Source organism: Micromonospora sp. NPDC005172, assembly GCF_040608555.1.
In the GTDB taxonomy this organism is placed as follows: domain Bacteria; phylum Actinomycetota; class Actinomycetes; order Mycobacteriales; family Micromonosporaceae; genus Micromonospora.
Genome location: NZ_JBEXIL010000037.1, coordinates 26,210 through 43,965, shown reverse-complemented (window position 1 = coordinate 43,965; position 17,756 = coordinate 26,210). Strand labels below are relative to the sequence as shown.

The following is a 17,756-nucleotide window of genomic DNA, read 5'->3' as shown; positions in this document are numbered from 1 at the left end:
CACTGTTTTCCGAGAGATCAGGACGCGCGGTGGGTGACCGCGCAGACGAGGGGGGCGACGGCGTGACAACCAGCCGTTCACGGAACAAGGCAGGCGCGGGGCTGAAGACCGAGCGCGTATGGACGACGGAGGGGGTCCACCCGTACGACGAGGTCTCGTGGGAGCGCCGGGACGTCGTGATGACGAACTGGCGGGACGGCTCGATCAACTTCGAGCAGCGGGGCGTGGAGTTCCCGGAGTCGTGGAGCGTCAACGCGGCGAACATCGTCACCACCAAGTACTTCCGGGGCGCGGTGGGGACCCCGGAGCGGGAGTGGTCGCTCAAGCAGCTCATCGACCGGGTCGTCACGACCTACCGCACCGCCGGTGAGGAGTACGGCTACTTCGCCAGCCCGGCCGACGCCGAGGTCTTCGCGCACGAGCTGACCTGGATGCTGCTGCACCAGGTGTTCAGCTTCAACTCGCCGGTGTGGTTCAACGTCGGTACGCCGTCGCCGCAGCAGGTCAGCGCCTGCTTCATCCTCTCCGTCGACGACTCCATGGACTCCATCCTCGACTGGTACAAGGAGGAGGGGCGGATCTTCCAGGGCGGCTCGGGGGCCGGCGTCAACCTCTCCCGGATCCGTTCCTCGAAGGAGCTGCTCTCCTCCGGCGGCACCGCCTCCGGCCCGGTCAGCTTCATGCGCGGCGCGGACGCCTCGGCCGGCACCATCAAGTCCGGTGGCGCCACCCGGCGTGCGGCCAAGATGGTCATCCTCGACGTCGACCACCCCGACATCGAGGAGTTCGTGGCGACCAAGGCGCGCGAGGAGGACAAGATCCGCGCGCTGCGGGACGCCGGATTCGACATGGACCTCGGCGGCTCCGACATCGTCAGCGTGCAGTACCAGAACGCCAACAACTCGGTCCGCGTCTCGGACGAGTTCATGTCGGCGGTGGAGAACGGCAAGGACTTCGACCTGCGCGGCCGGCTGGACGGCTCGGTGATCGACACCGTCGACGCCAAGAACCTGTTCCGGACGATCTCGCAGGCCGCCTGGGAGTGCGCCGACCCCGGCCTGCAGTACGACGACACGATCAACGACTGGCACACCTGCCCGGAGACCGGCCGGATCACCGCGTCGAACCCGTGCTCGGAGTACCTGCACCTGGACAACTCCTCGTGCAACCTGGCCTCGCTGAACCTCCTGAAGTTCCTCCGCGCCGACGGCGGCTTCGAGGTGGAGAAGTTCGTCAAGTCCGTCGAGTTCGTCATCACCGCGATGGACATCTCGATCTGCTTCGCCGACTTCCCGACCGAGAAGATCGGTGAGACCACCCGCGCCTACCGGCAGCTCGGCATCGGCTACGCCAACCTGGGCGCCCTGCTGATGGCCACCGGCCTGCCGTACGACTCGGAGCAGGGCCGGTCGGTCGCCGCGTCGATCACGTCCCTGATGACCGGCACCGCGTACCGCCGTTCCGCCGAGCTGGCCGGTGTCGTCGGCCCGTACGACGGTTACGCCCGCAACGCCGAGCCGCACAAGCGGGTCATGCGCAAGCACGCCGCCGCCAACGACGAGATCAAGCCGACCAGCCCGGTGGCCACCGCGATCGTCCGCGAGGCGACCAGGCAGTGGACCCAGGGCAACAAGATCGGTGACAAGTTCGGTTGGCGCAACGCGCAGGCCAGCGTCCTCGCCCCGACCGGCACGATCGGCTTCATGATGGACTGCGACACGACCGGCGTGGAGCCGGACCTGGCGCTGGTCAAGTTCAAGAAGCTGGTCGGCGGCGGTTCGATGCAGATCGTCAACCAGACGGTGCCGCGCGCGCTGCGCAGCCTCGGCTACCCCGAGGAGCAGGTCGAGGCGATCATCGAGCACATCGCCGACCACGGCCACGTGGTGGACGCCCCCGGCCTCAAGCCGGAGCACTACCCGGTCTTCGACTGCGCCATGGGCGAGCGGACGATCGCCCCGATGGGCCACGTGCGGATGATGGCGGCCATCCAGCCGTTCGTCTCCGGCGCCATCTCCAAGACGGTCAACATGCCGGAGGCGGCCACCGTCGAGGACGTCGAGAAGATCTACTTCGAGGGCTGGAAGCTCGGCCTCAAGGCCCTGGCGATCTACCGGGACAACTGCAAGGTCGGCCAGCCGCTCTCGGTCGCCAAGTCCAACAAGGCCACCGGGCCGGCCGCCGTCGAGACCCCCGCCGCCGCGCCGGCTGCGGTCGAGAAGGTCATCGAGTACCGGCCGGTGCGCAAGCGCCTGCCGAAGAAGCGCACCTCCGAGACGGTCAGCTTCTCCGTCGGTGGCGCCGAGGGCTACCTCACCGCGTCGTCCTACCCGGACGACGGCCTTGGCGAGGTCTTCCTCAAGATGTCCAAGCAGGGCTCGACCCTGGCCGGCGTGATGGACGCCTTCTCGGTCGCCATCAGCATCGGCCTGCAGTACGGCGTGCCGCTGGAGACGTTCGTCAGCAAGTTCACCAACATGCGCTTCGAGCCGGCCGGCATGACCGACGACCCGGACGTGCGGATGGCGGCCTCGGTGATGGACTACATCTTCCGTCGCCTGGCGCTGGACTTCCTGCCGTACGAGCGCCGCGCCGAGCTGGGCATCTTCACCGCCGGCGAGCGGGCCGCCCAGCTGCGGGCCGAGGCCGACGCGGAGGCTGCCGCCGTCACCGGTGCGGACCTCACCGCGATGGCGTCCTCCGCACCGGTCGAGGCCCCGGCCAAGACCGAGGCCGTCGCCCAGCCGGCCCAGGAGATGGCCGACGTGGCCGCCGCCAAGCCGGCACCGAGCGTGGGTTCCAGCACCGAGCTGCTGGAGGCCGTGATCGGCAAGGCCGCCGACGCGCCGCTCTGCTTCACCTGCGGTACGAAGATGCGCCCGGCCGGTAGCTGCTACGTCTGCGAGGGCTGCGGCTCCACCAGCGGCTGCAGCTGACGTACACCTCGACGCTGCCCCGGCCTCCCACCCGAGGTCGGGGCAGCGCTGTTTGCGAGGCTCGGTTCCGATTCGGGGATGTCCGCGAAGTTGGGCGTTGTCAGCCGAATTCGATCTCCACCAGAGGGCTTCCGGCGATCCAGCTTTCCAAACTTCCGGCCCAGTCCAGGGTCGGGACGATCTCGCCGAGCACGACTGCCCGCTCGTCCGGGTCGGTCACGGGACGCCCCCGCACCTGCACAACCAGGCCGGCCAGATGCAGCGTGAACTCGGGATGCGCGAGTACGTTGGCGTACCAGTCACGCGCCCCCGGGCTCCCCGTGAGCCAGTAGCGGCCGCCGGCTTGATAGCGCCATATCTCCGTCCTTCTCGGCTGACCGCTCCGCCGCCCGGTCGTCGTGATGTCCACAGTGCGCTGCCGCTCCAGCGCCTGTCGCGTCTCGCTCAGCACCGTCATGCACCCATGCTCCGACCTTGAGCGAACTTCAGGTCAAGGCAGTGGGCACGGAGGTTGGTTGCCGGCCGGGAGATGCGAGGCTCGCCGCGTGACGCGCTGCTGCCCGAGTGTGACGTGCTGGCGGGGTTACGTGAGTCAATTCCTGCTTAGAACTCCGGCACGATCATCTGATGCTGACCAGTCGCAGCAGGTCGGCCACGACTGGTCAGCATCAAGTGATCATGAGGAGGCGCTTCACCCACTCGCCGCCACGGATCCAGTAGACGTCGATCGCGCCGTTCTGGTCCCAGATGTGCGGGTCGGGGCTGCGCGGCCACCAGCCGTCCGAATAGTTCGGTAACACCCGTGCGCCGCCGTGCGAAGAAGGAGTGTGAGGGCGACGAGGGAGGACGGCCTGTGAATGAGCCGAGCCGAGCCGATGACGACATCTCCGACATCGGGGTGGATCCAGTGGCCTTCGAGGTCTTCTACCGGCGACACCTGGAGGCGGTGGGCCGGTTCGTGGCGCGGCGGGTCGACGACCCACATCTCGCCGCCGACCTGACCGCCGACGTCTTCCTGGCGGTGATCGAGTCGGCGGCCGGCTACCGGCCGGACCGGGGTAGCCAGATCGGCTGGCTGTACGGGGTGGCCCGTCACGTCATCGGCGACGAGCGGCGACGGGCGGCCCAACGACTGCGGGTGACCGGCCGACTGGCTGGACGGCGGGATCTCGGCCCCGACGACATCGCGCGCATCGAGGAGCGGATCGACGCCGAGTCGGCGGCCCGCCGTACCCACCGGGCGCTCAGCGAATTACCCGAGGGCACCCGGTCGCTCGTCGAACTCGTCGCCGTGGACGGCCTCACCGTCGCCGAGGCGGCGACAGCGCTCGGGATGTCGCCGGTCGCCGCTCGGGTCCGCCTGCACCGGGCCCGCCGCCTCGTCCGCGCGGTGCTCGCCCGCCCGGTCACCACCCTCGCTTGAGATGAGACGGAGCTGACGATGAACACGACTGAACGGTCGCCGCGGGGTTTCGAGGAGCAGCTTCTCCGGGACCTGAGCGCACACGTCGCCCAACGGGCCGAGCTGGCGTCGAACCGTCCGGCCCTACGCCGTACCCGGTTCCTGCGTGGTTGGCGTCTCGCCGGGGCGCTCGGGATGGCGGTGACGCTGACCGCCGGTGCGCTGGCGGTCCAGACCATGAGGTTCGGCGACCAGTCGCCGCCCAGGGCCAGCGCGTCGGAGATCTTCCACCTGGCCGCCGACGCCGCCCGGCAACAGCCGGAGCTCACCGCCCGCCCCGACCAGTACGTCTTCATGGAGTCCCTGGCGACGTTCCGCGACCGGCCGGACAGCGGTCCGTACCGGACGACACGGAATCAACTGTGGCAGTCGGCCGGTGGAGTCGCGTATACGCAGGCACGCTATCGACCGGAGAGCGACCCGAACGGGTGGGGCGAGCTCATGGTCCTCCGCGAGGAAGATCCGGCCGACCCCGAGAAGAAACTCGACGCGTTTCCGCCGCCGGCGTACCACGGCGACCTGCCCGCCGATCCGGACGAGCTGCTTCGCTACCTTCGGGAACACCCGGTCGACCTGCACCTACCCGAAGGGGCCGACGAGAAGGCCGTCTACGGGAGCGAGAGCATGCCGTACACGACCGCGCGGTCGATGCTCCACGGCGGCTACGTGCCGCCCCGAGCGCTCGCGGCGCTGTTCGAACTGCTGGCACGGCAACCGGGAGCGGTCGTCATATCGGGGGACATGGTCGACGCCGCAGGCCGGCATGGGGTGGCGATCCGGATGCCCGGCGTGATCGGTGGCAACGATGATTTCCTCTTCGACCGGGACACCCATGTCTTCCTCGGCACCCGAGCATCGGTGGTGCGCAACGGCAAGGAGTCGATGTACGGCGCTGTCGCGGTACTGCGTATCGCCGTCGTCGACCGACCGGGTCAGCTGCCCTGAGCCGTGCGGCCCGGTCGACGACCCGGCCGCGTGTCACGACTGGGTGATGCCGGGACAGCGCCGTTTGCCACGCTGGCGGCATGGCTTCTCCCCTTGCGCACCGCGTCTACGAAACGTGCCACCTGACCGGATCGTTCCGCCTGCGCTCCGGTCAGACGAGCGACGAGTACTTCGACAAGTACCTGTTCGAGGCCGACCCGGGCCTGTTGCGTGAGGTGGCGGTGGCGATGGTCGCCCTGCTGCCCGAGTGCGACGTTCTGGCGGGGATGGAGATGGGCGGCATTCCGATCGCGACCGTGATGTCGCAGCTGACCGGGCTCCCGACAGCCTTCGTGCGGAAGCAGGCGAAGGAGTACGGCACCGGCAAGGCGGCCGAGGGCAGCCCCGTCGGTGGCCTGCGGGTCGTGGTGATCGAGGACGTGGTCACCACTGGCGGCGCGTTGCTGGCGTCGTGCAGGCAGCTACGGGCCGGCGGCGCGAAGGTCGACTCGGTGGTGTGTGCCATCGACCGGGAGCAGGGCGGACGGGCGAATCTGGCGGCCGAAGGGCTCCGGTTACACGCCGCCCTCACCCGTCGTGACCTGGAATCCTCCCTGCCGGGCTGAGCGTCTCGCAAGTGCTTCGGAAACAAGACGCCCGCAAGATCACTTGATGCTGACCAGTCACGGGAGCTCGTGGGCAACTGGCCAGCATCAAGTGATCACGGCAGAGGCCAAGGTGAGGGCAGGGTGCTGTGAGCGGTTCACTCGGCCGGGGGACGAGACGGCTCGACGTTCCCTCTGTGGCGGGATGCTGACGGCCGGCAACCGGGAGAGGATCTCCGGAGCCGGATCGGTCGCAGCGGAGGGCGGGCCAGTGATGAGGGGGCCAGTCGGCGCAGCGGGGGAGCAGACCGAGTGGGAAGTCGGCCGGCGGTGGATCGTCGTCGGCAAGGTGGCGGGCTACTCGGTGGCGCTGGCCATGTCCCTGTACCTGCTGGTCAAGGTCATCTGGATCGTTGTCGGGCTGCTCGGGAACGGGCCTGACGACATGGGAACCGCCGCCTGGGTGGTGCTCAACGCGGTCACCGTGGGGATGGCCGCGATCGGGGTCACCGTCGCGCTGGCGCTGACCCAGAACTGGGGCAGGCGTCTCCCGGCGCGACCGCTGATCTTCTTCGCCTGGGTGGGCGGCGGCTTCCTGGTGCCGATGCTTCCGTACCTGGTGATCAGTGGCATTCTTACGGCCCCGACGCGTGGCGGTCCGGCACCGGACTGGGAGGGTTTCCTCATCGGGTTCGGCTTCCTGGGGATGGCGGCGGGACTGGCCGTGGCACTACCGATCTATCTGCGGCAGCGGTGGCCGGTCGCCTTTCAGGGACGGCTGGGAGATCGTCCGGGCCGCCCGTCATGGTTCGCGCTGCTGGCGGTGGCGGTGACTGTCGCGCTGGGTCTGCTCTGGTTGTCCTGGGCGGGGGGCGGCACCCTGGGCATCACGCCCGCGCATCGTGCCGGTAGTGGGGATCTCAACGACCGTCTCCTCAACGGCAGCGCGGGGCTGTGGGCGCTGGTGGGCGGGTGGAGCGTCTGGGCGTTCGACCACCATCGCCCGGCGCGGCTGCCGCGCTGGGTTCCGATGTCGCTCGCGTTCGCCGCGTCGGGGTCGCTGTTCGCCTGGGGGTGCTGGAAGCTCCCGATGGCCATCATCCGGCCGGCGGGTTACGTGGCCGTCGAGTATCCCGCCGTGGCCGTCGTCCAGCACACGCTGAGCCTCGTCGTGGGTGCCGCCATGCTGGCCCTCGTCCTGTCCGCCGCGCTGGACCGGAGGCAGGTCGTCACGACGATGGCCGCCGACAAGGCTGGACGGGCGGAGAGCCGCGGGGCTGAAAAGCCGGGAGATCGTTGCGACGATCAAGGCATGACAACCACCGAGGCGTACGTCGAGTTCGCGCGCCGGGAGGCACACGGGGTCTCACCGACGTACGAGCGGCTGTCGCACGCCGTCGCGGACGACCACGACCTGCTCGCCCTGCTCGACACCCTCCCGCCCGGCAAGCGGCAACCCAACCTGCTGTTTGGTGTGGTGCGCTGGCTGGGCGGCCCGGTCGGCGATCCGGCCACCTTCCACGAGTACGTGCTGTCCCACTGGCCGGTCATCGAAACCGAGCTGAACCGCAGGGCGACCCAGACGAACGAGGCCGGCCGGTGCGCGGTGCTGCTGCCGGTGCTCGCCGCGCTGCCGCAGCCCCTCGCCCTGCTGGAAGTCGGCGCGTCCGCCGGGCTATGCCTGTATCCCGACCGGTACGCCTACCGGTACGGCGAGCACCAGGTTGGCGACGGAGCGCCCGTCCTGGAGTGCGCGGCCAGCGGATTGGTGCCGCCTGAGCGCGTACCCCAGGTGGTGTGGCGGGCTGGCCTCGACCTGAACCCGCTCGACGTGACCGACCCCGACGACGTGTCCTGGTTGGACGCCCTGATCTGGCCCGAGCACGCGCACCGGCGGGCCCGGCTGCGCGCGGCGGCGGCGGTCGCCGCCGCCGACCCGCCGCTGCTGGTCCGGGGTGACCTGGTGGACGACCTGCCGGCGCTGGCGGCCCGAGCGCCGGCCGACGCGACGCTCGTCATCTTCCACACGTCCGTGCTCTACCAGGTGCCCGCCGCGCGCCGGGATGCGTTCGTGCGGCTGGTCGGTGAGCTGCCCGGCCACTGGATCGCGAACGAGGCTCCGGAAGTGCTGCACCACGAGGGATTGCCCGATTCGCCGGACGCGGCGCTGCACAACGTCCTCGCGCTCGACGGGCGGCCGCTGGCCTGGACCCGGGGCCATGGTCAGGCGATGACCTGGTTCGGCTGAGTGCCAGCCCCGACCGGCATCCGGGCGTGCAGCGCTCGGATGAACCAGTCGACGGCCGGCGCGACCGCGCCTCCGCCCGACCAGCCGTTGATCACCGACAGCAGGTCGAGGTAGCGGTCCCGACGGGGGTCGTTGGCCAGGACGAGCCGGTCCAGCAGCCGCCGGCGCAGGTCGGCGTCGTCGGGGAGGCCGCGCAGGCGGGCGTACCGGCTGGTGACCGCCGCGACCACCGGCTCGGCCTCGGGGCCGGCCGGATCGAGACCGGCGGCCAGCGCGCCCGCCACCCCGTCGCGCACGACGGCGACGGCGTCCGGGCGGGGTAGGCCGGGCACGTCGTTGTCGGCGGCGTGCTGGCGAGCGAGCCGCCGCATGCTTGCCCGGAAGGCGGGGTCCCGGCACAGCTCGGCCAGCTCCACCCACGCCTGCACCTGCTCGGCGGTGGGATCCTCGGGCAGCTCCGGCGTCATCGAGACGAGCACACCCGGGTACGTCGGTGGGTCGCCGGTGAAGACGCTGGCCAGGAAGTCGTCCACCAGTTGCGACCGTTCGCGGGCGGTGAGCCGGGCCAACCGGTGCAGGTCGTCCACCTCGGCCGGGCCGGCCCCGCGCCTCGCCGCGACGGTCAGCACGGCCTGGCGCAACCGCAGCACGCGGATCTGCGCCGCCAGCGCCTGTGCGTGCGTGGCGGCCACGTCGCGCAGGGGCACCTCGCGGTCCACCACCCGACGGATGGACGTCAGGTCCACGCCCAGGTCGCGCAGCGTCCGGACCAGTTCCAGTCGGGCGACCGCCTCGGCGTCGAACAGGCGATACCCGGCCGGGCTCCGGTCGGTCGGCGGGACGATCCCGCTGTCGGCGTAGTACCGGATGGTCTTGACGCTCAGGCCGGTGCGTCGTGCCAGGTCGCCGATCGTGTACCGCTCGTCCCCGCTCATGCCCCCACCCTCACGCCTCCCCCCGCTGGAGACTCAAGCAACCGGCTCAGCGCAGAAAAGCCGAGACGGTGGCGGTGAACCCGGCGGCGTCGTCCAGCCACGGGTAGTGCCCCGCGCCCGGCTGCACGACCAGCTCGCCGCCGGGCATCAGCTCCGCGAGCTGGGCGACCAGGCCTGGCGGGGCGCCGAGATCCAGCTCACCGGCGAGGAGCAGCACCGGGCCCGGGTGGGCGGCGAGCGCTGCGCGGGTGGCCGGCGGGTCGAAGGCGCCGTCGGCGCCGAAGATCCGGGCGGCCTCCTGGTTGCGCTGGGCGGTCTCGACCGCCTGGTGCGCACGAGCTGCCGTGTCCCACCGGCCGTAGAAGAACGGCGCGATCGCCTGCCAGGCGTCGTCGGTGGCCCGTCCGGTCACCATGGACTCCAGCGCGGCGGCGGCCTCGGGGTACCACCGCTCACCGGCGCGGGTCCGGGTGACTTCCCGGCGGAGCGTGGCTGTCGCCTCCAGGCCGACGGCACGGGTACTCGGCGTGATCAGCGCGAGCCGGCCGATCCGGTCGGGATGCCGGGTCGCGTAGCGCAACACCAGGTTGGCGCCTGCGGAGTGCCCGAGCAGGTCCAGCCGGTCGAGCCCGAGGTGCGCGCGTAGCGCCTCGACGTCCGCGACCAGGCGGTCGCACCGGTACGAGGAGGTGTCCGACGGTGCCGCCGACCGGCCGGTGCCGCGCAGGTCCAGCCGTATCAGCGTCCGGTGCGACGGCAGCCCGCCCAGGTCACCGAGGTACGCCGAGTCGCGCATCGGCCCGCCCGGCAGGCAGATCAGCGGGTCGCCGCCGCCGAGACTCCGGTACGCCAGCGTGGTGCCGTCGGGCGCGGCGAAGGTGGGCATGACCCACCATCTCAGACCGGCGGTGTGTCCCGCATCCGGCGCAGCGGCGAGCAGACCACGAACAGGCACGCAGCCCAGGTGCCCAGCACGCACACCCAGAGCGCGCCGCGCAGCCCCAGCGCGGTGCCGAGAGCGCCGCCGGTCAGCGCCCCGAGTGGGATCACCCCGAAGCAGATCCAGAGGAACGCCGCGTTGACCCGGCCGAGGATCGACGGCGGGGTGATCCGCTGCCGGTACGACATCGCCGCCACGTTGAACAGCACGGCGTTGGCCGAGAACGCGGCCAACCCGACCCCGTAGAGCAGCAGCCCCCACCCGGGCCGGGCCAGCGGCATCAGCAGATAGAACGGGCCTGGCACGGTCATGGCCACCCAGATAACCCGGGCCGAGCCGAGCCAGGCCGACAGCCGGGCGGCCAGCACCCCCACCACCAGCCCGCCGACAGCGCTGACCGAGAAGACCAGCCCGACCTGCACCGGGACGGCGTGCAGCTCGCGAACCAGAAAGGTCACCTCGATCGAAGCGGACGCCATCACCCAGAAGTTCGACCACGTCGTGCAGGCCAGGATGCTGAGCAGGAGGGGCTGCCGCCGGACGAAGCCGAGCCCGTCGGTCAACTCCACCCGCAGGGGTACGCGGGCAGCCGACTCGCGGCGTTCCGGCGCTCCCCGGATCAGGATCAGCGTCAGCGCACTGACCAGGAAGGCGAACCCGTTGGCCAGGAACGTGCGGGCTGCGCCCACCAGCCCGATCAACGCGCCACTGACCGTTGGGCCCACCAGTTCGGCGGCGTCCTGACTGATGATCAGCTTCGCGTTGCCGTCCACAAGGAGATCCGTCGGCACCAGCCGGGGCAGCAGGGTCTTGTACGCCACCGTGAACAGCACGGTGAGCACGCCACCGAGCCCCACCACCGCGTACAGGAAGGGCAGGGTGAGGTGGCCGACCAGAGCGGCCACCGGCAGGGACAGCAGGAGCGCGGCCCGACCCAGGTCACACCCGATCATCAGCCGTCGCCGGTCGAGCCGGTCGGCGACGATGCCCGCCGGAAGCGAGAACAGCAGGTACGGCAGCCAGGCCAGGACGGTCAGCAGGGAGACCTGGAACACGCTGGCGTGCAGGGTGTCGGCGGCGAGCAGCGGCACCGCCACGCCGGTGATGCGGGTGCCCAGCTCGCTGACTGTCTGACCGCCCCAGAGCAGCAGGAAGTTCCGGCTGCGCCACAGCGACGCGACCGTGGCCGTTCCGGCTCTCGGAGACCGCTCCAGCTGCTGACTCACCGTCGCCGCCTGTCCGCGTGGATAAGCGCCGCCGGGTGGCGGCCCGCGGAATCTATCGGGGCGACGTCCGGTCCGGCATCGCATTTGCGGCGGCCGCACGAGCCCCTCCTAGAATGCTGCGGTGAGCGGAGAACGACGCCCCCTGGCCGGCCGGCCGCTCACCGAGCCGCACCCGTCCCGCCTGCCGCCCGAGCATCCCGACCGGGCCCGGATCATCGCCGCGCACGGCGCCGCGTTGGCCGCCGGAGAGGCCGGCTACCTCGACCCGGCGACGGGTCTGTTCGTGCTCAGCGCCGCCTTCCTGGCCCGTCGGGGCACGTGCTGCGGGCGTGGTTGCCGGCACTGCCCGTACGTGGACGATCCACCCTCGGAATGAGGACTTCCGCCCGACCCGGACACCCCGTACGGTTTCCGACGGACATCCGGCGGGGCCCTTCCGCCGTCGGTCGGCGAGAGGGTGGAGCGTGCGCGGGCGGATCGTGGTCGCCGGGCTGGCGGGCCTGCTGGTGAGCGGCTGTGCCGCCGAGGCCGAGCCGGTGGCGCTGCCACCACCGGCGCCGGTCGCCCTGGACGTGTCGGCGGCCTCGTCGGGCGGCGCGTGCCGGCTGCTGGACTTCGCGGTGATCGAGCAGGTCGTCAAGGCGCGCTTCGACGTGGCGGCGGCCAGCGAGCGGGATGACACGCACACCTGCGTGGTCCGGGCCGAGCGCGCGGCGCTGCCGGAGCTGACGCTCAGTGTGTCGGAGACCACGATCGACAAGACCACCTTCGGCGCGGACGTGGTGCCCGCCAAAGCGACGAAGGTCACCGGGCTGGGCCAGCAGGCGTACCGGCGTACGACCGCCGCGTCCGGCGGCCACGGGCCGGTGGCCGAGGTCGGCTGGCTGGCCACCGACGGACGCCTCGCCATCCTGACCTGGACCGGTGCGCGGAATGCCGAGCGGACAGCCGCGGACAAGGTGGCCGGAGACCTGATCGCGTTGGCGAAGAAGGTGGACACGCGGGCGTTGTGACGCCCGCGGGTGGTCAGTTGGCGGCGACGAAGACCCGGGACGCGACCTCGCGCGGCAGCCGTACCCGGTCGCCGGAGCGGTCGATCGACACGCCGTCGCGCTCCTGGGCCACGGTCACCGTGGCGCCCGGGTCGACGCCAGCGGCGTGCAGCTGGCGCAGCACGTCGGAGTCGGTCTGCACGCTCTCGCAGATCCGGCGGACCACGACCGGCCCGGAGAGCCCGGGAAAGGCCAGGTTGCGCTCACCCTCGCCGGGCTCGCTGGTCTCGGGCCCGGGGGAGCCCAGTTCCTCAAGGCCGGGGATCGGGTTGCCGTACGGCGAGCGGGTCGGCCTGTTGAGCAGGTCGTACACCCGCTTCTCGACGGCGTCGCTCATCACGTGCTCCCAGCGGCAGGCCTCCTCGTGGGCCTCCTCGTAGGGCATCCCGATGACGTTGACCAGCAGCAGTTCGGCGAGGCGGTGCTTGCGCATCACGGAGACGGCGGTGCCGCGGCCCAGCGCGGTGAGCGTCAGGTGCCGGTCGCCCTCCACGGTGAGCAGGCCGTCGCGCTCCATCCGGGCCACGGTCTGGCTGACGGTGGGGCCGCTCTGCTTGAGGCGCTCGGCGATGCGGGCGCGCAGCGGCGGCACGCCCTCCTCCTCCAGCTCGAGGATCGTGCGCAGGTACATCTCGGTCGTGTCGACCAGATCGTGAGACTTCATAAGGTAAGCGGCCCTCCGATGCACGATGCTACCCCGCCACACGGCGAGCGACCTTCGACGAACCGCACCGCGAAGACCCGGATGGTGTTGGATGGTCGCCATGTCCGGTACTGAGGAGCTGCTCGTCGAGGTCGACCGGCTCGCCGCCGAACTCGACCATGCCGACCCGCCCACCCTGCTCGACGTCCGCTGGCGGCTCACCGGTCCGCCCGGCCGCGACGACTACCTGGCCGGCCACCTGCCCGGCGCGGTCTTCGTCGACCTGGACACCGCGCTGTGCGGGCCGCCCGGCGTCGGCGGTCGGCACCCGCTGCCCGACCCGGGCGCGCTGCGGGGGGCGCTGCGGGCCGCCGGCGTCCGCGTCGGTCACCCCGTGGTGGTGTACGACGGCGGTGACGGCCTGGCCGCCGCGCGCGCCTGGTGGACGCTGCGGTGGGCCGGGCACCGGCCGGTGCGCGTGCTGCACGGAGGGTTCCCGGCCTGGGTCGCGGCCGGGCGACAGGTCTCCGCCGAGGCGCCGACCCCGAGCCCCGGCGACGTCGAGGTGCACCCCGGTGATCTTCCGGTGCTCGACGCCGGGCAGGCAGCCGCCCTGGCCTCCGCCGACGACGCGGTGCTGCTCGACGTGCGGGCCGCGCCCCGGTACCGGGGCGAGGTCGAGCCGATCGACCCGGTCGCCGGTCACGTGCCCGGTGCGGCGAACCTGCCCGCCGGCGAGTACGTGGACGCCGACGGGCGCTTCCCGGCGGCCGAGGTGCTGCGGGAGCGGTTCGCCGCGGTCGGCGTGGGCGGGGCTCGGCAGGTCGGGGCGTACTGCGGCTCCGGCGTGACCGCCGCGCAGGCGGTCCTCGCGCTGCACCTGGCTGGCCGAGGAGACGCCGCGCTCTACGTGGGTTCGTGGAGCAACTGGGTCGCCGACGAGTCCCGGCCGGTCGCCACCGGATCGACACCCTAGCGCTGACCAGCGCGTGCAATGGGCCGACGACGGTCCTCGTGCGACGATGGGCTCATGTCCGACGACACGGTGGTGGTGTGGGACTCCTCGCTGCTCGCCTACAACCTCGGTGACCATCCGCTCGACCCGGTGCGGGTGGAGCTGACCATCGCGCTCGCCCAGGAGTTGGGCGTCCTGGCCCGTCCCGGCGTGCGCGTGGTCAAGCCGGAGCCCGCCGACGACGCGCTGCTGACCCGCGTGCACGACCCCGCCTACCTGGCCGCCGTGCGGGCCGCGCCGCGTGACCCGCTGTTCGCCGGGTACGGGCTGGGCACCTCCGACAACCCGGTCTTCGAGGGGATGCACGAGTCCAGCGCGTTGATCGCGGGCGCGACGGTGGCCGCGGCCGAGGCGGTCTGGCGGGGGGACGCCCGCCGGGCGGTGAACGTGGCGGGTGGCCTGCATCACGCGCTGCCCGCCCGGGCGTCCGGCTTCTGCGTCTACAACGACCCCGCGGTGGCCATCGCCCGGCTGCTCGACCTGGGGGCGGAGCGGATCGCGTACGTCGACGTGGACGTGCACCACGGCGACGGTGTGCAGGACATCTTCTGGGACGACCCGCGGGTGCTCACGGTCAGCCTGCACGAGACGCCTCTCGCGCTCTTTCCCGGCACCGGGTTCCCCGACGAGACCGGCGGGCCGGAGGCCCAGGGCAGCGCGGTGAACATGCCGCTGCCACCGGGCGTGGACGACTCCGGCTGGCTGCGGGCGTTCCACGCGATCGTGCCGTCGGTGCTGCGCGCGTTCCGGCCGCAGGTGCTCGTCACCCAGTGCGGCGCGGACGGGCACCGGCTCGATCCGCTTGCCGACCTGAACCTGACTGTGGACGGGCAGCGCGCCACCTACCTGGCGCTGCGAGCGCTCGCCGACGAGTTGTGCGAGGGCCGCTGGGTCGCCACCGGCGGCGGCGGGTACGCGCTGGTCGAGGCGGTGCCCCGGGCGTGGACGCATCTGCTGGCCGTGGCGACCGGCGACCCGATCGACCCGGCGACGCTCACCCCCCTCGCGTGGCGGGAGTTGGCGGCGGCCCGTCGACCGGGCCGGGAGATCCCGCTGCGGATGACCGACGACGGCGACCCGTCGTACGAGCCGTGGCAGCCGACGGGCGAGCCGAACGCGGTGGACCGCGCCATCGCGGCGACCCGCAAGACCGTCTTCCCGCTGCTCGGGCTCGACCCGTACGACCCGCGGGACTGAGCCGGGCCGTTCTAGGGTGACGAGCGTGGACCAGCCCGCCGACGTGCTGCTCAGCGACGGCAGCACCGTCCAGTTACGGCAGATCGACCCGGCGGACGCGCCGGGCATCGTGGCGATGCACAGCCGCTTCTCCGAGCGCACCCGCTACCTGCGGTACTTCTCGCCGTACCCGCGCATCCCGGAACGGGACCTGATCCGTTTCGTCACTGTCGACCACCACGACCGGGAGGCGTTCGTGGTGCTGGCCGCCGACCAGATCGTCGCGGTCGGCCGGTACGAGCGGCTCGGCCCGCAGGCGCCGGAGGCGGAGGTGGCCTTCGTGGTGGAGGACGCCTTCCAGGGGCGGGGCATCGGTTCGGTGCTGATGGAGCACCTGGCCGACGCGGCCCGGCGCAACGGCATCATGAGCTTCGTCGCCGAGGTGCTGCCGGCCAACGGGACGATGCTGCGGGTCTTCGCCGACTTCGGCTACCAGGTCCAGCGCGCGTACGCCGACGGTGTGGTGCACCTGAGCTTCCCGATCGCCCCGACCGAGGCCACCCTCGAGGTGCAGCGCGGCCGGGAACACCGCACCGAGGCGCGCTCGATCGCCCGGCTGCTCGCCCCGCGTGGCATCGCCGTCTACGGCGCCAGCGCCACCGGCCAGGGCGTCGGCGCGGCGGTGCTCGGCCATCTGCGCGACGGCGGTTTCACCGGCGCGGTGGTGCCGGTGCACCCGAGCGCGTCGACGGTGGCCGGGCTGCCCGCGTACCCCTCGGCTGTCGACGCCCAGGTGCCGGTGGACCTGGCGGTGGTGGCGGTCCCGCCGGAGGCGGCGACCGCGGTGGTCGCCGACGCGGCCGCCGCCGGGGTACACGGCCTCGTCGTGATCTCGGCCGGCTTCGCCGAAGCCGGCGGCGAGGGCGCGGCCACGCAGCGGTCGCTGGTCCGCGCGGCGCACGCCGCCGGCATGCGCGTGGTCGGCCCGAACTGTCTGGGCGTGGCCAACACCGATCCGACGGTACGCCTCAACGCCACGCTCGCGCCCGCGCTGCCGCCGGCCGGTCGGGTCGGCATCTTCAGCCAGTCCGGCGCGTTCGGGGTGGCGCTGCTCGCCGAGGCGGACCGGCGTGGCCTCGGCCTGTCCAGCTTCGTCTCGGCCGGCAACCGGGCCGACGTCTCCGGCAACGACCTGCTCCAGTACTGGCAGGACGACCCCGGCACCGACGTGATCATGCTGTATCTGGAGACGTTCGGTAACCCGCGCAAGTTCGCCCGGCTGGCCCGGCGCATCGGTCGTGCCAAGCCGGTGGTGGCGCTCGCCTCGCCGGCCCGCCCGCCCGGGGTCGGCGACACCGCCGGCCCGGACGCGGTGGCGGTGGCGGCGCTCTTCGCCCAGTCCGGAGTGATCCGGGTGGACACCGTGGCGGAACTGCTCGACGTGGGGGTACTGCTGGCCAACCAGCCGCTGCCCACCGGTGGTCGCGTCGGCGTCGTCGGCAACTCGTCGGCGTTGACCGGGCTGGCGGCGACGGCCTGCGTCGGGCAGGGGCTGACCGTGGCCGACGGCTATCCACGCGACGTCGGGCCGAGCGCCGGCGCCGCCGAGTTCGCGGCCGCCCTCGCCGAGACGGCCGGCGACGAGCGGGTGGACGCCCTCGTCGTGGTCTTCGCCCCGCCGCTGCCCGGTCAACGCACCGATGTGGACGCCGACGTCACCGCGGCGCTGCCCGCAGCCCTCGCCCTGGGCAAGCCGACAGTGGCGACGTTCCTGGTCGGCCGGCTGCCCGCCGGTGTGCCCGCGTACGGCGGGGTGGAGGAGGCTGTCCGCGCCCTCGCCCGGGTGCACAGGTACGCGCAGTGGTTGGGTCGACCGCCCGGCGGAACACCCGAGCTGCCCCGGATCGACCGGGACGCCGCGCAGGCCGCGCTGCGCGCCGACCCCGTCGACACGGACGCGCTGCTGGCCGCGTACGGCATCGAGACCGTGCCGTCGATGCCCGCGGACACGGTCGGCGCGGCGGTCGAAGCAGCGGCTCGGGTGGGTTTCCCGGTGGCGCTCAAGGCCGCCGATCCCGGGCTGCGGCACCGGCTGGACCTGGGCGCGGTCCGCCTCGACCTCCGCGACGAGGCGAGCGTCCGTCGCGCGTACACCGAGATGGCCGCCGGCTTCGGCGCGGACGTGCTGGTGCAGCCGATGGTCCCGCCCGGGGTCGCCTGTGTGGTGGAGCTGGTGGAAGATCCGGCGTTCGGGCCGGTGGTCGGCTTCGGACTCGGCGGAGTCGCCACCGAGCTGCTGGGGGATCGGGCCTGGCGGTCGGTGCCGCTCACCGACACCGACGCCGCCGAACTGGTCGACGAGCCCCGCGCGGCCCCCCTGTTGCGGGGGCACCGGGGCGCGGCTCCGGTGGACCGGGCGGCCCTGGCCGACCTGCTGTTGCGGGTCGGTCAGCTCGCCGACGAACAGCCCCGGGTGCGCTCGTTGACCCTGAACCCGGTGCTCGCCCGCCCGGACGGCATCTCGGTCCTGCACGCCCAGGTGCGCATCGGTGGCGTGGCCGCCCGCCCGGACACCGGCCCCCGACGTCTCTGAC

At 72.2% G+C, this 17,756-nt stretch carries 16 protein-coding genes; 10 read left to right on the top strand and 6 right to left on the bottom strand.

Annotated features, from left to right (window positions below; all coding sequences use genetic code 11):
• The first annotated feature begins 29 nt into the window (after positions 1–29).
• Positions 30–2,936 carry a vitamin B12-dependent ribonucleotide reductase gene (locus tag ABZV06_RS23205; RefSeq protein WP_355624109.1) on the top strand — a complete coding sequence of 969 codons (2,907 nt, stop codon included), beginning with the start codon at positions 30–32 and terminating at the stop codon, positions 2,934–2,936.
• A gap of 100 nt (positions 2,937–3,036) precedes the next feature.
• On the opposite strand, the gene ABZV06_RS23200 is transcribed toward ABZV06_RS23205, so the two are convergent.
• Positions 3,037–3,393: a nitroreductase family deazaflavin-dependent oxidoreductase gene (locus tag ABZV06_RS23200; protein WP_355624106.1), complete on the bottom strand. Its 357-nt coding sequence runs from the start codon at positions 3,391–3,393 to the stop codon at positions 3,037–3,039.
• Positions 3,394–3,604: 211 nt separating this feature from the next.
• Complete coding sequence (locus tag ABZV06_RS23195; protein ID WP_355624104.1) at positions 3,605–3,736, bottom strand: hypothetical protein; 132 nt, start codon at positions 3,734–3,736, stop codon at positions 3,605–3,607.
• Between the two features lie 53 nt (positions 3,737–3,789).
• Here ABZV06_RS23195 and ABZV06_RS23190 point away from each other — a divergent pair, with 53 nt between their 5' ends.
• From ABZV06_RS23190 to ABZV06_RS23175, 4 genes are all read left to right on the top strand, one after another.
• The gene (locus tag ABZV06_RS23190; protein ID WP_355624101.1) at positions 3,790–4,359 is read left to right on the top strand and encodes a sigma-70 family RNA polymerase sigma factor; all 570 of its coding nucleotides are present in this window, start codon (positions 3,790–3,792) and stop codon (positions 4,357–4,359) included.
• An 18-nt stretch (positions 4,360–4,377) separates the two neighbouring features.
• The gene (locus ABZV06_RS23185) at positions 4,378–5,343 is read left to right on the top strand and encodes a CU044_5270 family protein (protein ID WP_355624098.1); all 966 of its coding nucleotides are present in this window, start codon (positions 4,378–4,380) and stop codon (positions 5,341–5,343) included.
• An 80-nt stretch (positions 5,344–5,423) separates the two neighbouring features.
• On the top strand, positions 5,424–5,948 hold the full coding sequence (gene pyrE / locus ABZV06_RS23180; RefSeq protein ID WP_355624096.1) for an orotate phosphoribosyltransferase: 525 nt from the start codon (positions 5,424–5,426) through the stop codon (positions 5,946–5,948).
• A gap of 1,291 nt (positions 5,949–7,239) precedes the next feature.
• Positions 7,240–8,175 carry a DUF2332 domain-containing protein gene (locus ABZV06_RS23175; RefSeq protein WP_355624150.1) on the top strand — a complete coding sequence of 312 codons (936 nt, stop codon included), beginning with the start codon at positions 7,240–7,242 and terminating at the stop codon, positions 8,173–8,175.
• Here ABZV06_RS23175 and ABZV06_RS23170 read toward each other — a convergent pair.
• From ABZV06_RS23170 to ABZV06_RS23160, 3 genes are read right to left on the bottom strand one after another with little or no spacing between them, the layout of a single operon-like run.
• Positions 8,151–9,110, bottom strand: coding sequence for a MerR family transcriptional regulator (locus ABZV06_RS23170; protein WP_355624094.1), 960 nt, complete (start codon positions 9,108–9,110; stop codon positions 8,151–8,153). The genes ABZV06_RS23175 and ABZV06_RS23170 overlap by 25 nt on opposite strands.
• Before the next feature lie 46 nt (positions 9,111–9,156).
• Complete coding sequence (locus ABZV06_RS23165) at positions 9,157–9,996, bottom strand: alpha/beta hydrolase (protein WP_355624091.1); 840 nt, start codon at positions 9,994–9,996, stop codon at positions 9,157–9,159.
• 11 nt (positions 9,997–10,007) lie between these two features.
• Positions 10,008–11,276 carry an MFS transporter gene (locus tag ABZV06_RS23160; RefSeq protein ID WP_355624088.1) on the bottom strand — a complete coding sequence of 423 codons (1,269 nt, stop codon included), beginning with the start codon at positions 11,274–11,276 and terminating at the stop codon, positions 10,008–10,010.
• A 121-nt stretch (positions 11,277–11,397) separates the two neighbouring features.
• On the opposite strand from ABZV06_RS23160, the gene ABZV06_RS23155 reads away from it, so the two are divergent.
• Complete coding sequence (locus ABZV06_RS23155) at positions 11,398–11,652, top strand: DUF5522 domain-containing protein (protein ID WP_355624085.1); 255 nt, start codon at positions 11,398–11,400, stop codon at positions 11,650–11,652.
• Between the two features lie 88 nt (positions 11,653–11,740).
• Positions 11,741–12,289 (top strand): hypothetical protein, encoded by a 549-nt coding sequence (locus ABZV06_RS23150; RefSeq protein ID WP_355234622.1) that lies wholly within the window; start codon positions 11,741–11,743, stop codon positions 12,287–12,289.
• A 13-nt stretch (positions 12,290–12,302) separates the two neighbouring features.
• On the opposite strand, the gene ABZV06_RS23145 is transcribed toward ABZV06_RS23150, so the two are convergent.
• Positions 12,303–12,992 (bottom strand): metal-dependent transcriptional regulator, encoded by a 690-nt coding sequence (locus tag ABZV06_RS23145; protein WP_355234619.1) that lies wholly within the window; start codon positions 12,990–12,992, stop codon positions 12,303–12,305.
• 100 nt (positions 12,993–13,092) lie between these two features.
• Between ABZV06_RS23145 and ABZV06_RS23140 the strand changes: the two genes are divergently transcribed.
• Genes ABZV06_RS23140 through ABZV06_RS23130 form a run of 3 tightly spaced genes read left to right on the top strand, consistent with a single transcriptional unit; the run spans position 13,093 to position 17,755 of the window.
• Entirely contained in the window at positions 13,093–13,947 is an 855-nt protein-coding gene (locus ABZV06_RS23140) for a sulfurtransferase (RefSeq protein WP_355624082.1), read from the top strand.
• 54 nt (positions 13,948–14,001) lie between these two features.
• The gene (locus tag ABZV06_RS23135) at positions 14,002–15,183 is read left to right on the top strand and encodes an acetoin utilization protein AcuC (protein ID WP_355234613.1); all 1,182 of its coding nucleotides are present in this window, start codon (positions 14,002–14,004) and stop codon (positions 15,181–15,183) included.
• 16 nt (positions 15,184–15,199) lie between these two features.
• Positions 15,200–17,755, top strand: a complete 2,556-nt coding sequence (locus ABZV06_RS23130; protein WP_355624079.1) for a GNAT family N-acetyltransferase — start codon at positions 15,200–15,202, stop codon at positions 17,753–17,755.
• Position 17,756 lies beyond the last annotated feature (1 nt).